This is a genomic window from Roseateles hydrophilus (assembly GCF_026712245.1).
Lineage (GTDB): Bacteria > Pseudomonadota > Gammaproteobacteria > Burkholderiales > Burkholderiaceae_C > Pelomonas > Pelomonas hydrophilus.
Window position 1 is genome coordinate 288,467 of record NZ_JAPPUY010000001.1, and the last position, 14,261, is coordinate 302,727.

At 70.2% G+C, this 14,261-nt stretch carries 6 protein-coding genes and 1 tRNA gene; 2 read left to right on the top strand and 5 right to left on the bottom strand.

Features of this window, described 5'->3' with window-relative positions:
- Positions 1 to 20 precede the first annotated feature (20 nt).
- Positions 21 to 3,167: a PAS domain S-box protein gene (locus NYO99_RS01285; RefSeq protein WP_268165292.1), complete on the bottom strand. Its 3,147-nt coding sequence runs from the start codon at positions 3,165 to 3,167 to the stop codon at positions 21 to 23.
- A complete protein-coding gene (locus NYO99_RS01290) occupies positions 3,164 to 5,731 on the bottom strand; it encodes an ABC transporter permease (RefSeq protein WP_268165293.1) in 2,568 nt (855 codons plus the stop codon). Before NYO99_RS01290 ends, NYO99_RS01285 begins: the two co-directional genes overlap by 4 nt.
- A gap of 81 nt (positions 5,732 to 5,812) precedes the next feature.
- On the opposite strand from NYO99_RS01290, the gene NYO99_RS01295 reads away from it, so the two are divergent.
- Positions 5,813 to 5,886 (top strand) — tRNA-Gly (locus NYO99_RS01295).
- Positions 5,887 to 5,955: 69 nt separating this feature from the next.
- Here the strand turns inward: NYO99_RS01295 and NYO99_RS01300 are convergent.
- From NYO99_RS01300 to NYO99_RS01310, 3 genes are all read right to left on the bottom strand, one after another.
- Positions 5,956 to 6,894, bottom strand: coding sequence for a diguanylate cyclase (locus NYO99_RS01300; protein WP_326494813.1), 939 nt, complete (start codon positions 6,892 to 6,894; stop codon positions 5,956 to 5,958).
- Positions 6,891 to 9,506, bottom strand: a complete 2,616-nt coding sequence (locus NYO99_RS01305; RefSeq protein WP_326494814.1) for a response regulator — start codon at positions 9,504 to 9,506, stop codon at positions 6,891 to 6,893. Before NYO99_RS01305 ends, NYO99_RS01300 begins: the two co-directional genes overlap by 4 nt.
- A gap of 139 nt (positions 9,507 to 9,645) precedes the next feature.
- On the bottom strand, positions 9,646 to 11,313 hold the full coding sequence (locus tag NYO99_RS01310) for a bifunctional metallophosphatase/5'-nucleotidase (protein WP_268165295.1): 1,668 nt from the start codon (positions 11,311 to 11,313) through the stop codon (positions 9,646 to 9,648).
- Positions 11,314 to 11,720: 407 nt separating this feature from the next.
- Here NYO99_RS01310 and NYO99_RS01315 point away from each other — a divergent pair, with 407 nt between their 5' ends.
- Positions 11,721 to 14,171 carry a TonB-dependent receptor gene (locus NYO99_RS01315; RefSeq protein WP_268165296.1) on the top strand — a complete coding sequence of 817 codons (2,451 nt, stop codon included), beginning with the start codon at positions 11,721 to 11,723 and terminating at the stop codon, positions 14,169 to 14,171.
- Positions 14,172 to 14,261: the final 90 nt, after the last annotated feature.

Genomic DNA, 14,261 nt, shown 5'->3' on the forward strand with positions numbered 1-14,261 from the left:
GGAGTGTGAATATTGACGCCTCATTCTGCCCGCTCCTGGCGGTCTGCCTGCTGCAACAAGGCATCAACCAGGGCCAGCAGTTCACGCACATCCAACGGCTTGGTGACGTAGTGACGCGCGCCGGCCTGCCGGGCGAGGGCGATCTGGTCCGGCTGCGCGTTCGCTGACACGACGATGGTCTCTGGGGCGGGCATGCCGGGTTGTTGCAGTCGCTTGAGCAGGCTCAAGCCGTCGCCGTCAGGCAACTGCCAGTCCAGCAGCAGCAGTGCGGGCGGCCGTTCGATCAGGGCCTGCCAGCCGGCCTCCAGCGTCGGGGCGACTTCGAGTTCCAGCCCGGGGCGCTGCGCCAGGATGCCGCGCATGACCTCGGCGTTCAGCGGGTTGTCCTCGACGTAGAGCACGCGTCGGTGCTTGGCGGCCGTGGGCAGGCTGGGCTCCTGGAGGCCTGTGTCAGCCGTGTCGGCCGACGTCGCGGTGGCCGCGGGCAGTCGCAGCACGAAGCAGGCGCCGGGTCCGTCGACGGCCTCGGCACGCAGGCTGCCGCCCATCATCTCGGCGAGCCGTTGGCTGATGACCAGGCCGATGCCGGTGCCGGGCAGGCCGCTGCCTTCGCGACCCAGCCGGTTGAACGGTTGGAAGAGCGCGGCGCGCTGTGCATCGGTCAGGCCCAGCCCGGTGTCGCGCACGGCGGCCTCTACCCAGCCCGGTTGCGGGCTGCTGACCTCGATGGCGATGCTGCCGCCCGGGCGGTTGTATTTGACGGCGTTGCTGAGCAGGTTGGTCAGCACCTGGGTGATGCGTGTCGGGTCCCCGACGGCGCGCAGATCACCCGCAGCCAGGTGCTGGTTGATGGACAGGCCCATCTCGGCCGCGTTCTGTTGCACCAGGGCCAGCGCGCGGGTGAGCAGCGCGGGCAGATCCACCGGCACCAGGTCCAGCCGCAGGGAACCCGTCTCGATGCGCGACAGGTCCAGCGTGTCGTTGATCATCTCCAACAGGTGCCAGCCGGCCTGCGCGATCTGCTGGGCGCGGGCACGCTGCCCCGGCGGCAAGGGTTCGCGCGCATCCATCTGCATCAACTGGGTGAAGCCCAGGATGGCGTTCATGGGCGTGCGCAGCTCATGGCTCATGCGCGACAGGAACTCGTTCTTGGCCAGATTGGCAGCCTCCGCAGCTTCGCGGGCGCGGCCCAGTTCCTCGATGCGCAACTGGTCGGTGATGTCCTCGACCACGCCCACCAACCGGTGTGGCCGGCCGTCGTCGCCGCGCAGCAGGCTGACGAGCACGCGGGCGTGCACCACGCTGCCGTCCGGCCTCAGGTAGCGCTTCAGTCGACGGTAGAAAGGCAGTTCGCCGCGCATCAGGCGGCGAGCCAGGCGAACATCCTCGCGGCGGTCATCGAGGTGGGTCACATCGATGCTGCGCTGCCCCACCAGTGCTTCTGCGGCATGCCCTACCAACTGGCAGAAGTGCGCGTTGACCTCCTGGAAGCCACCGTTGAGGTCGGTGAAGACGATACCCACCGGCGCCGTCTCGAAGATGCTGCGAAAGCGCTGCTCGCTCAGGCGCAGGGCCTGTTCGCCCTCGGCCCGGCTGGCGATCTCGCGCTGCAGTTCGGCCGTGCGCTCTTTGATGAGCGTCTCGACATGGCGGGTGCGTCCCGACATCAGCAGCAACAAGGCGCCGACCATGGCAGTCGTCAGCAGGCCGGCCAGTGCAAACGCCCAGCTGCGCCCGGGCGGCGACAGGTGGCCGGGGAGGTCGTAGAAGCGTGCCTCCCAGTGCCGCCCGCCAAACGAGATGGGCACGGTGACCAGCGGCAGCGGCGCGTCGTGCGCGCGCTGGATGGCTTCGCAGCCCAGCCGGCCCCCCAAGCGGCGGTGGGGCGCGTCCGCCGTCAGGTCCACGAGGCAGGCGCCCATGTGCGTGGGCCAGTCGGCAGACAAGCGGGAAAGCAGCAGGTCAGGCCGCAGCGTGGCGAAGGCATAGCCGCCCGGCAGGGGCTGGTAGACCACCACACCCACGCCGCCATCCCGGTCCTGCGACAGCTGGAAACCCGCCGACGCCACGGAACGCCCCAACTGATCAGCCTGCGCGATGGCTTCCCGTGCGCTCGGGATGCCACGGATGTTGACGCCCAGCGCACCGGCGTTGCGTGACAGCGGCTCGATCAGCCGGATGGCCACCACGTCCTCGTCCAGCGTCGTGCTGACGTCGCCAGCGCGGCTGCGGTCGCGCACCGCGTAGCCACCGGGGAAGCCGTCACCCGCCGCCGCTGCATTGAAAGCGGGCAGCTCCGCCCGCGGCACGCGCCGCGCCAGGCCCAGGGCGATCAGCGCACTGTCTTCGCCGAGCAGGCCGCTGGTGGCGTTCGCAAAGGCGTCCCGCGTCAGGTGCGGCTGCACTTTCAGCACCGCATGCAGGCCCTGCAGTGCCAGCAGCGGCTCGCGCAGTCGGCTGTCCAGCGTCTGCGCGGCGGCGTTGGCCTCGCGCGCGAACTCGGTGCGCTGGCTCTGCTCGTCCCAGGCCACCGTCGTCGCCACGCCGAGCCCGACGACCACCGTGGTCAGCAGCAGCGGCAGGCCCACGCTGAAGCGCCGTGCGCCCCAGGCCGCGTGCGGCCGGCCCAGCAGCGCCAGCGTGATGGGTGTTGCGATCAGCACGCCCATCAGGTCGCCCGTCCACCAGGTCGTCCACACCAGGCCCATCTGCGCCGAGGCGATCACCCCGGTGCTGCTCAGCAGCAGGGTGGCGCAACTGGGGCTGACGACGCCGGCTACGGCGGCGGCCGCCAGGTAGGCCACGATCTCGCGCGGCGATGCCAGCACCAGCGGGCGACCGCACCAGCGATGCATCAGCAGGGCGCCGAGCGCGGCCTGGGCCGCGGCGCCGCAGGCGATGCCGGCGGCCAGCGGCAGCACGGTCTCGCCCGCGCCGCCCATGGTCGTGGCCTGCACGACAAACGAGCCCAGCGCCACGGCTGGCAGATAGCGCAGCCCCAGCACCAGCAGCATGGCCAGGCCCCAGCCGGCGGCCGGGTACAGCGGCGCCACCTGGTAGGGCGGCAGCACCATCAGCAGGCCCAGCCGGCCCAGCAGGTAATAGACGAGCGTGATGCCCGCAGACAGGGCCACATACCGGCCGAGGCTGCGGACTGGCACGCTCATTCGGCCTGGGCCTCGCGCAGCGTTTGCACCACGGGGCGCTGCAGCACGCCGCGCAGGCTCCACCAACCCGCGCCCCACGCCAGCAGGGCACCGCTCGCCGCGCTGGCTGCGGGCACCCAGGCATTGATCTGCCACGGGAACTCGAACACGAAGTGCACCATCAGCCCCGTCAGCAGCAGCGCCACCGCGCCAGCCAGGAAGCCGGCCAGTGCGCCGACACCCAGCAGCTCGGCCCGCTGCACCTTGGCGAGCAGCGACGATGCAGCGCCCAGCGCCCGCATCAGCCCGAACTCGCGGGCGCGTGCCTCGCGCGTGCTGCTGACCGCGGCGATCAGCACCACCAGGCCCGAGGCCAGCGTGAAGCCGAACAGGAATTGCACGGCCTGGATCACTTGATCGAGCACGCGCTGCACCTGCTGGATCTGCGCCGACACGTCGATGACCGTCAGGTTGGGGAACTGTCGTGCCAGCTCGCGGTCTAGCTTGCCGGCGGCCGGCGTGCGGTAGGCGGCGATCTGCGTGGTGGGCAGGTCAGGCAGCGAGGCCTGCTCGAACAGCACGAAGAAGTTCACGCGCATCGACGACCAATCCACCTTGCGCAGGCTGGTGATGCGGCCCTGCACCGTCTGCCCGGCGATGTCGAAGCTCATCGTGTCGCCCAGCTTCACGCCCAGCGTGTCGGCCAGGCCGGCCTCCACGCTCAGGCCCATCTCGCCCGGGGCAGCGCTGCCCCAGCGGCCCTGCACCAGGGTGTTGTGCTCGGGCATGGCCGCCGCGTGGCTGAGGTTGAACTCGCGCTCGGCCAGGCGCTGTGCCCGGTCATCGCTGAAGCGCTTGGCCTGCACGGGCTCGCCTTTGAGCCCCGTGAGCCGGCCGCGGAACATCGGATACCAGTCGTAGCCGGTGACGCCTGCATTGGCCAGCGTGCGCTGGAAGGCCTCGGCCTGATCGGGCTGGATGTTGATGACGAAGCGGTCCGGCACCGAGGCCGGGGTTGCCGCACGCCAGCTGTCGATGAGTTCGGTGCGCAACAACACCAGCAGCGCCAGCGCGAGCAGGCCCACGGCCAGCGATGACACCTGCATCACCGCGAAGCCGGGCCGTGCGGCCACCTGGCGCGTGGCCAGCAGCAGCCAGCGCGGCACGGTGGCGTTGCTGACGTTGGCTGGCACGATGCGCCGCAGCATCTTGACCGCCAGCCAGGCCAGCGCCGCGAACACCAGCACCGCGCCGGCGAAGCCACCCGCCGCGATGGCGCCCAGCGCCAGGTCGCCCGCCAGCACGAGCAGGATGCCCGCCAGGCCAGCCACGCCAGCGCCCAGCACCAGCAGCGAGCCCGCCTTGGGCGCCCCCAGGTCACGCCGGATCACCCGCAGCGGTGGCACCGCCGCCAGCTGCAGCACGGGCGGCAGCCCGAAGCCCATCAGCAGCGACAACCCCAGCCCCAGCCCCAGCAGCGCCGGCCACAGGCTGGGCGCCGGCAGGGCCACGTCGATCAAGCCCGACAACAGCGACACGAACACCTGGTGCAAGGCCAGCCCGAGCAGCACGCCCACCGCGCTGGCGGCCAGGCCGGCCATCAGGAACTCCAGCCCGTAGGCCCAGGCAATGCGGCGCTGCGGCTGGCCCAGCACGCGCAGCATTGCGCAGGCGTCCAGGTGGCGCACCGCGAAGTCGCGTGCGGCCAGCGCCACGGCCACGGCGGCCAACAGCGCCGACAGCATGGCCACCAGCCGCAGGAAGCGCCCTGCGCGATCCAGCGTCTGGCGCATCTCGGGGCGCCCGGCTTCCATCGACTCCAGCCGCACGCCGCGCAGCTTCTGCTGCTCCAGCAATTGCTCGGCGTCGCGCGTGAAGCGCTTGATGGCATCCGCAGGCGCGCCGGGGCCGGGCACGACCGCGAGGCGGTAGGTCAGGCGGCTGGCCGGCTGCACCAGCTGCGTGGCCGCCAGGTCCACCTCGTTGAGCAGCACGCGCGGCGCGAAGTTGATGAAGCCGCCGCCCCGGTCCGGCTCGGTCTCGATCAGCGCGGCGAGTCGCAGCCGGCTCTCGCCCAGCAGCAGCATGTCGCCAAGCTTGAGATTGAGCGCATCGGCCAGCGCGGGGTCGACCCAGACCTCCCCCGCGGCAGGCGCGCCGCTGCGGCCGGGCAGAGCCTCGCGCAGTTGCAGCCGGCCGCGCAGCGGGTAGCCATCGCTGACCGCCTTGACCGACGCCAGCCGGCTCTCGCCGCCCTGGGCGTCCTCGGCGCGCGCCATGCTCGGGAAGACGGCGCTGCGCACGGCGGTCAGCTTCAGGGCCTGGGCCAGCTCGACGATGGCCGGCGGCGTGGGCTGGTCGCTGGCAACGACGGCATCGCCGCCGATCAGCTGGGCGGCATCGCGGCGCAGGCCCTGGTCCAGCCGATCTGACAGAAAGGCCACGGCACACAGCGCCGCGACGGCCAGCGTCACGGCCAGCATCAGCAGCCGCAGTTCGCCAGCCCGCCAGTCCCTCAGCAACTGTCGCCAGGCAAGCAGGACAACGGCGGGCGAACGCGGAGCAGAGGCGGCGGCAGACATCATGCGGCTGACTGTAGCGTTGCGACAGGCCCCTGCGTTTCGTCAGCGCGGCAGCCCCAAAGACGCGCCATAATCCGCGTCGCTGCGGGTGTAGTTCAATGGTAGAACGCTAGCTTCCCAAGCTCGATACGTGGGTTCGATTCCCATCACCCGCTCCACATGCAGACGCCCCCTGGCCGTGAGGTCAGGGGGCGTTGTCGTTTGGGGTGGCGCCGCGTGCACCGGTCTCAACCGCCCAGCCAGCTGACGCGCCCACGGCCGGCGGCCTTGGCGAGGTAGAGCGCCTTGTCGGCGTTGTCCAGCAGGTCGGCCGTCTTGGTGCCGGCCGCCACGCCGACGCTGACGGTCACGCAGCCCGCTTGGCCCGGGTGCGGCAGCGCCAGCCCGCGCACGGTGGCTTCCAGCAACTGCGCCACGCCGATGGCGCCGGGCAGGTCGGTATCGGGCAGCAGGCAGACGAACTCCTCGCCGCCGTAGCGGGCCAGCAGGTCGGTGGGGCGCCGAAGGCAGGCGCGCAGTGCGGTGGCGATGCGGCGCAGGCAGTCGTCGCCGGCCAGGTGGCCCAGCGCGTCGTTGTAGCGCTTGAAGTGGTCCACATCCACCAGCGCCACGGCCAGGGTTGCGCGCGCGCGCTGGGCGCGGCCGGCTTCGGCGGCAAAGCGCTCGTCGAAGTGACGCCGGTTGTGCATGCCGGTGAGGCCGTCGATGAAGGCCAGTTCGCGCAGCAGGTCGGCCTGGGCCTTGAGCGTGAGCTGCGTGCGCACCCGGGCGCGCACGACGGCGGGGTTGAAAGGCTTGGTGATGAAGTCGGCCGCACCGGCGTCCAGGCCGCGGGTTTCGTCGTCCGGGTGGTCCTGCGCCGTGACGAAGACGACCGGGATGGTGCGCAGCAGCGGATCGGCCTTGAGCTCGGCGCACAGCTGGTGGCCGTCCATGCCGGGCATCTGCACATCCAGCAGCACGAGGTCGGGCTGGCGCTCCCGGCAGAGCTTGAGCGCCTGGGCGCCACCCGTGGCCATGAGTACCTGACAGTCGGCGGCGAAGACGCGGTGCAGTGTCTGGATGTTGACAGGCTGGTCGTCAACGATGAGCAAGCGCGGGCGCCGCCCGGGCGTGGTCGGGCCCGCCGGCAGCGGGCTGAGCTGGGGCAGCGAGAGCTGCATCATGGGTGGGGCTCCGGCAGGGTCATGAGGTCGTGGCACAGCGCCAGGGCGGTGTTGAAGTCCAGGGCGGCCATCGCGGCGTCCAGGGCCGGGCGTGCCGACGATGGCAGGTCGGTGCGCAGGGCCTGGTGGGCGTCAAGAGCGGCCAGGTCGGAGCCGGCCAGCAGCTCGGCCAGGGCGGCCAGCCGCGGCGTCAGCGCGCTGGCATCGCCCGCTTGGGCGATGCTTGCGGGCTCAGGCGGCTGAAGCCGTGCAGCGAGGCGGTCCAGTGCGGCGATGTCGGTCTGGCGGCAGGCCTGGAAGCGGGCGTGCCAGTCCTTGCTCAGGGGCTGCGCGTGTTCGCCCTCGGCGGCGAGCGCGGCCAGCCGTTGGGCGCCGAGCATGGCGGCCAAGCCGCGGTAGCCGTGCAAGCTGCGCGTCGCCACGGTGCCGCCGGTGGCCAAGGCCGTGCTGAGCTGGCGATCCTGATCGTGCAGGGCGGCCAGCGTGCGCTCGAAAAGTTCGACACGGCCCGACATGCGCGCCAGCGCTTCCGCTAGCGCGATGCCCGATCGGGCGGCGTCGTCGAGCAGGTCCGGGGGCAGGGCGGGTGTCGCCGACGCGGGTGGTGAGGGCGCTGTCGGGGCCGAGGTGGGGGCCGGCGCGAGGTCGCCGCAGCGCCGGCGCAGCACGGCGACGACGGTGTCGGGGTCGAAGGGCTTGACGATGTGCTCGTCCATGCCGGCGTCCAGGCAGGCCTGGCGCTCGCTCGCCAGCGCGCTGGCGGTCATGGCGATCACGGGCAGCGCCAGGCCGAGCTGGCGGCGGATGAGCCGCGTGGCCGTGGTGCCGTCCATCACGGGCATCTGCACATCCATCAGCACGGCGTCGAACGCCGGCCGGCCGCGGCTGCGTGCCAGCAGCGTCAGTGCCTGCTGGCCGTCGCCAGCCAGCGTGACGTGGGCGCCTTCCAGGGTCAGCAGCTCGCGCGAGACCTGCTGGCCGGCAGGGTTGTCCTCCACCACCAGCAGCCGCAGGCCCGCAAGCCGCTGGGGCGCGGGCTCGGGGGGAGCGCCCGGTGCGCTGCGCGCCAGGCGGGCGGCGTCGACGGCCTGGCTCAGCATGGCCGCGGTGATGGGCTTGACGAGGAAGCCGTCCAGCAGCGCCTGCTCGGCCGCGCTGCGCCGGGCCAGGCGCTCGCGGTCATGGCTGGTGACCATCAGGATCAACGGCCCGCGCCCGAGCTGGTGGCGCAGCTGCATGGTGGCCTGCCAGCCGTCCATGCCCGGCATGACCCAGTCCAGCAGCACCACATCGGGCGCGGCCTGGGCGGCCAGCGCCAGCGCCTGTGCGCCGCTGTCGGCCAGCCTGACCTGCCAGCCCAGCGAGCGGGCCAGCGCGCCGATGGTGCGGCGCGCCTCGGCGTGGTCGTCGATGACCAGGGCCTGCAGCGGTGTGCCGGCCGCGGGCTGGGGCGCGTCGTCGGGCAGCGCGAAGGCCAGCGAGAAGCTGAACCGGCTGCCGATGCCCGGCTGGCTGTGCAGGTGGATGTCGCCGCCCATCAGCTGCACGAGGCGGCGGCTGATGGCCAGGCCCAGCCCGGTGCCGCCGAAGCGGCGCGCCGTGGAAGCCTCGGCCTGCGTGTAGCCGTCGAAGACGCGCTGCTGCTGCTCTGGGGCGATGCCGATGCCGGTGTCGCGCACGCTGAAGTGCAGCGTGGCGTGGCCAGTCTGCCGCTGCTCGCAGCGCACGGTCAGCACGACCTCGCCGGCCGTCGTGAACTTGATGGCGTTGCCCGCGAGGTTGACCAGCACCTGCTGCAGGCGCAGTGCGTCGGCATGGATCACTGGCGGCAGCGCGGGGTCGAGGTCGAACAGCACCTCGATGTCGCGCCGGTCCACATGGGCGGCCAGGATGACGGAGAGGTCGTGCAGCAGTTCGTCGAGCCGCGTGGGGTGCGGGTCCAGCGTCAGGTGGCCGGCCTCGATCTTGGAGAAGTCCAGCACGTCGTTGAGCAGGCCCAGCAGGCCGCGCGCTGCCCCTTCGCTCTTGACCGCATAGTCCCGCTGGCGGGCATCCAGTGGCGTCTTCTGCAGCAGCCGCAGCATGCCCAGCACGGCGCTGATGGGCGTGCGGATCTCGTGGCTCATGTGGGCCAGCACGCGCGTCTTGGCCTGCGAGGCCTGCTCCGCAGCCAAGCGGGCCTGTGCCTGTGCACTCAGGTCGGCGCAAGTCATCACCAGGCCGCCGTCCGGCAGTGGTGCGGTGCGGACCTCGACAAGGCGGGCGCCGGCGCAAGGGATCTCCAGACGGCCAGGCCCGGCCTCGCGGCCCAGCGCGCGCAGCGCGGCTGCGCAGCTGCGCGCAGGTTCGCCGTGGCCGAAATCGCCACGCGCGTGCAGCGTGTTGACGAGATCGTCCAGGTGGGGCGGCGGGGCGCCCGGCGCCAGCGGCGGCAGGCTGAACAGCTGCTGGAACGCGGCGTTGTGGGTCAGCAGGCGCGCTTGGCTGTCAAGCACCGCCAGCGCGCAGGGGAGATGAGCCAGGACGACATCCGGCGGCGGCGCGGCGTGCGCGGACGCTGGCGCGTGCCGGCGGCCGGCACCTGCGCGTGCTTGCATGTCCCATGCCGCCATCGCTCCCCCGAACCGCTGGCCCCGGCCAATGGTGCCGGTCGCCTGAGTCTAGGGGTGGCGGCCGCGGGTGTCTTGGCGGGCGTCGCTGCAAGAGGCGACGTGTTTCCCCTAGGCCACGCCGCGGCTTGGCGCTGCGGGCTTACTCGCGCACGATGCGCCCGGGTTCGATGCGGTCCACGGCCTGCGGCTGGCTGGACAGCAGGGCGACGAGTGCGTCGATGTCGGTGCCCAGCACGGCCCGGTCGCGGCCATGCCGGAAGCCGGCCTGTGCATCACCGCCTTCGGCCAGGAAGTTGTTGACGACGATGCGGTACTCGCGGGTGCGCTCCAGCGGTTGGCCGTCGATGAGGATGTCGCCCAGCTGCGCCACGCCGTCGGGGCCGGTGCGCCAGCGGTAGCGCAGCGTCCAGGACGGCTGCAGCAGGCGTGGGGCGGCGTCGCCCTTGGGAAGCTGGCGCTGCAGCACGTCCCACAGCTGTTGGCCGGTCATGGTCAGCACGACGATCTCGTTGCCAAAGGGCTGGATGGCCAGCAGGTCGCTCATGGTCGTGGGCTTGCCGGGCTCGACCACCAGGTCGGCGCGGATGCCGCCCGGGTTCATGAAGGCGATGTCGGCCGGGCCGTGCTTGCGGGCGAAGGCCAGCTGGCTGTCGGCGATGAGGTTGCCCAGCGGGGTGTCGCCATGCGGCGGCTTGCTGCTGCGCACGGCGCCACGCGACAGGGTCGCCACGGGCTTCATGCGAGCAGCCTCGGTGAGCGCTGCGGCGCGGGCGACGAGGTCGGCCAGGGCCGGGTTGGGTGCGTAGACGGACTGCAGCACCGGGTGGTTCACGGCGCTGGCGGCCAGCACGTGGCCGCTGGCGTCGAGCGTGAGCTTGCTTTCGGTGATCCAGCCACCGTAGCTGCCGGCCTGCACGACGAGCCGGCCGTTGATCTTGCAGGTGTAGGCCTGGTGGGTGTGGCCGCCGATGATGATGGCGTAGGCCGGGTCCAGGCGCTTGGCGATGTCGTGCACACGGCCGGTCAGCGTGGGGCAGGCGTAGGTCGGGTCGTTGGCTGCGCCATCGCGACCCTGCACGCCACCCTCATGCATCACGGCGACCAGCACCTGCGCCCCTTCGGCCTTGAGCTGGGGCACCAGCGCGTTCAGCGTGTCCGCCTCGTCGGCGAAGCGCAGACCCTGGATGGCCTTGGCGACGATGACCTGTGGCGTGTCCTTGGTGGCGACGCCGGCAATGGCGACCTTGAGCGTGCCGGCCTGGCGCATGACGTGGGTGGGCAGCAGCGGCTTGCCCGTGGCGGCGTCCAGCACGTTGGCGCCCAGGAAGGGGAAGCCCGGGCCCTTGTAGCCCGGCCACAGGCAGCCGGCGGGCGCGCACTCGCCGCGCGCCTGGCGCAGCAGCTCGGGCAGGCCGGCGTCCAGCTCGTGGTTGCCCAGGGCGCTGGCGCTGATGCCCAGCTGTCCCAGTGCGGCGAGCGTGGGCTCGTCGCGCAGCAGGTTGGAGATCTGCGGCGACGCGCCGATCAGGTCGCCGCCAGCGACGATGACCGCGTCGGGGTTCTTGGCCTTGAGTTGCGCCATCGCCGTGGCCAGGTGGGCCACACCGCCGGCCGGCTGGGCCTTGACCTCGCCCGTGGCGGGGTCGGGCAGCCGGGGCATCAGTGGCGTGGGCTTGGCGGGCTGGATGTTGCCGTGGAAGTCGTTGATGGACAGCAGCGTCAGCTCGGTCGTGCGTGCGGGCGGTTGGGCGGCGCAGCCGGCGAGCAGGAGGCCGGCGATGACGACGGCGCTGAGGCGGAGTTGCATGGGTGGGAGCCAGGTTCAGAGGAAGGCGGCGATCTTAGGAGTGCGACTGTTGCTGTTGTTTGTCGCGGTTTCACGACAGTTCGTGCGGCTGCTTGCGGGCGCTACCTTTGGGGGCTTGGGCGCCCAATGTGGTGCTCAGAAGCTGCAGCTTGGTGGCCGCTTCCCCGGGAAATCGGCGCGGAAGCAGCGTCGTTGCGGCGGCCCGCGCCGGCCGGCCGGCGCACTGGGCTGGTGCTCTTCAGCGGAGTGGGAGCTCTAAAAAGGCCCACTTCTGACTTACCCGTAAAGTTCTGTCACAGAAAGTCATGACAATTCTGAGTCTGGCGCAAGACGGTTGCATGGACCGGATCGCCCACCGAATCTGTAAAGCCCCGCGCGGCGTGCCGCGCACATCAGGAGTGATAGGAATGAAGAGCGGACTTTTCTGCAAGACGGCCACGGCGCTGGCCGTGTCCTTGCTGGCCACCGGCACCGTGTATGCGCAGGAAGCAGCGAAGGAAGAAGCTGCCCCGCGCGCCAAGGAAGACTCGGTTCGTCTGGGCACGATCACGGTGGTGGGCTCGAGCGCCAAGCTCGGCACCGGCATGATGCTGCAGGATGACTCCGTCAAGGGCCGCAGCACCGTCACGCAGGCCGCGATGGAAAAGGAACTGGGCACGGGCAACGTGCTGCAGAGCATTGCGCTGCTGCCTGGCGTGAGCACCTACAACTACGACGCCACCGGCCTGTTCGGCGGTGACGTGGCCATCCGCGGTTTCGCCTCCGACCAGATCGGCTTCACCGTGAACGGCGTGCCGGTCAACGATTCGGGCGGCTATGCCTTCTACGCCCAGGAAATGATCGACAAGGAGAACGTCTGCACCGCTTCGGTGGCCCAGGGTTCCCCGGAGCTGGAGTCGCCCAACAGCGGCGCCACCGGCGGCGCGGTCAGCATGATCACCTGCGACCCGACTGACAAGCGTCGCGCCCGCTTCACGCAGACCGTTGGCGGCCTGAACCTGAAGCGCACCTTCGTCCGTCTGGACTCGGGCCGCTTCCTGGACAACAAGGCCAAGGTGTTCCTGAGCTACTCCCACGCCGAGGTGGACAAGTGGAAGGGCCTGGGCTCCGCCCGCAAGGACCACATTGACGCCGGCTTCTCGCTGGACCTGAACGAGGACAACAAGATCCTGGGTTCCATCCTGTACAACCGGATGGTCAACAACAACATCTCGAACGTCAGCCTGGCGCAGCTCAACAACCCGGCCCAGGGCTACTTCTACGACTTCACGTCGCCCACCTTCACGCCGTTGAAGACGCCGGGCCCCGGCGCCCAGACGGATGTGGCGCAGTCGCCGATCTACTACGGCATGTCGCTGAATCCGTTCAAGAACGTCATCGCCTCGGTGTCTGGCTCCTTCAAGCTGGCCAACGACACGTATCTGAAGGTCCAGCCCTACATGTGGTACGGCTTCGGCAATGGCGGCTGGTCGCAGACGCTGCTGCAGGAAGGCACGATGCCGATCGGCGGCGCGGTGGACATCAATGGCGACGGCGACACGCTCGACCGCGTGGCCGTGGGCCGTGCCAGCGTCACCAAGACGATGCGTCCGGGCGTCACCGCCGAGGTCAACACGACGTATGGCAACCACTTCCTGAAGGTGGGCCTGTGGTACGAGCGCGCTGATCACCGCCAGACCCAGCCGGCCGTGAAGATCGGCGCCGATGGCGTGCCGACCGACATCTGGCTGCAGGAGAACTGCATCAAGCGTGCGACCGGCGACTGCTACTCGGCTCGCAACACCAAGACGATCAGCACGGTCTATCAGCTGTATGTGAATGACCAGATCAGCCTGTTTGATGACCGGGCGTTCATCAACTTCGGTCTGAAGCTGCCGACCGTCGTCCGCGACGTGACCAACCTCGCCAACGAGACGGGCTATCCCACGTACACCGGCTCGCCGGGCAGCTACGTCGCCGGTGCTCGCGTGTATGACAAGGACTTCAACATCAAGCGCACGTTCCGCGAAGTGCTGCCGCAACTGGGCGCGCGCTTCAAGGTCGGCAGCCGCGCACATGTCTTCGCCAACGTGTCGAAGAACTTCCGTGCGCCGCCGAACTACGCCTACATGGTGAGCTCCAGCGGCGTTTACGTCGCGTCCATCAACGGCGGCGCCGTTCAGCCGATCAAGGAAATCGACTCGGAAACGACGGTGATGCTCGACGCGGGCTACCGTTACCAGTCGCGTGACCTGTCGTTCACGGCGACGTTCTTCAACTCCGACTTCAAGGACCGTCAGGTTCAAGTGGTCGACGAGGAGTCCAAGCTCAGCACGTATCTGAACGCCGGTGGCGTGAAGAACCGCGGCATGGAACTGGAAGTGGGCAGCGGTGTGTACAGCGGCTTCTCGGCCTATGGCTCGGTGACGCTGCAAAAGAGCCGTATGAAGCAGAACCTGCAATTGACCGCGACGGGCGCGCTGCCGACCGCGGGCAAGCAGTTCGCGAAGACGCCGGAACTGATGGGCTCGATGTCGGTGCAGTATGAACAGGGCCCGGTTTACCTGCGCCTGAAGGGCAAGTACACCGCGTCTCAGTACGCCGACCTGATGAACCAGCAGGCGATGCCGGGCCACTCGGTGTTTGACCTCGACGCAGGCTACAAGTTCTCGAACTGGGGCATGCTGAAGAACCCGAAGCTGCGCCTGAACGTCTCCAACCTGGGCAACACGCAGGCCCGCGCTGGCGTGTCGTCCATCGTGTCCAACACCGTGGCGACGCCGCTGATCGGCACCGGCACTCAGTCGGCGAACACGGCGTTCTACTACCTGCTGGCTCCGCGCCTGACCTCGCTGACTTTCAGCGTCGACTTCGAGTAAGCCGTAAGCACCAAGGCTGCCGGGCGCACCCCGCCCGGTCAGTCGCGTCGGCAACCGCGCGTGCAGCCAAAAGCTTCCGCGCGGTTTTTT

Bases quoted from the DNA above. Each gene is read 5' to 3' on its own strand.
- NYO99_RS01285 (WP_268165292.1), bottom strand. From the start codon at position 3,167: ATGAGCGTGCCAGTCCGCAGCCTCGGCCGGTATGTGGCCCTGTCTGCG.
- NYO99_RS01290 (WP_268165293.1), bottom strand. From the start codon at position 5,731: ATGATGTCTGCCGCCGCCTCTGCTCCGCGTTCGCCCGCCGTTGTCCTG.
- NYO99_RS01300 (WP_326494813.1), bottom strand. From the start codon at position 6,894: ATGATGCAGCTCTCGCTGCCCCAGCTCAGCCCGCTGCCGGCGGGCCCG.
- NYO99_RS01305 (WP_326494814.1), bottom strand. From the start codon at position 9,506: ATGGCGGCATGGGACATGCAAGCACGCGCAGGTGCCGGCCGCCGGCAC.
- NYO99_RS01310 (WP_268165295.1), bottom strand. From the start codon at position 11,313: ATGCAACTCCGCCTCAGCGCCGTCGTCATCGCCGGCCTCCTGCTCGCC.
- NYO99_RS01315 (WP_268165296.1), top strand. From the start codon at position 11,721: ATGAAGAGCGGACTTTTCTGCAAGACGGCCACGGCGCTGGCCGTGTCC.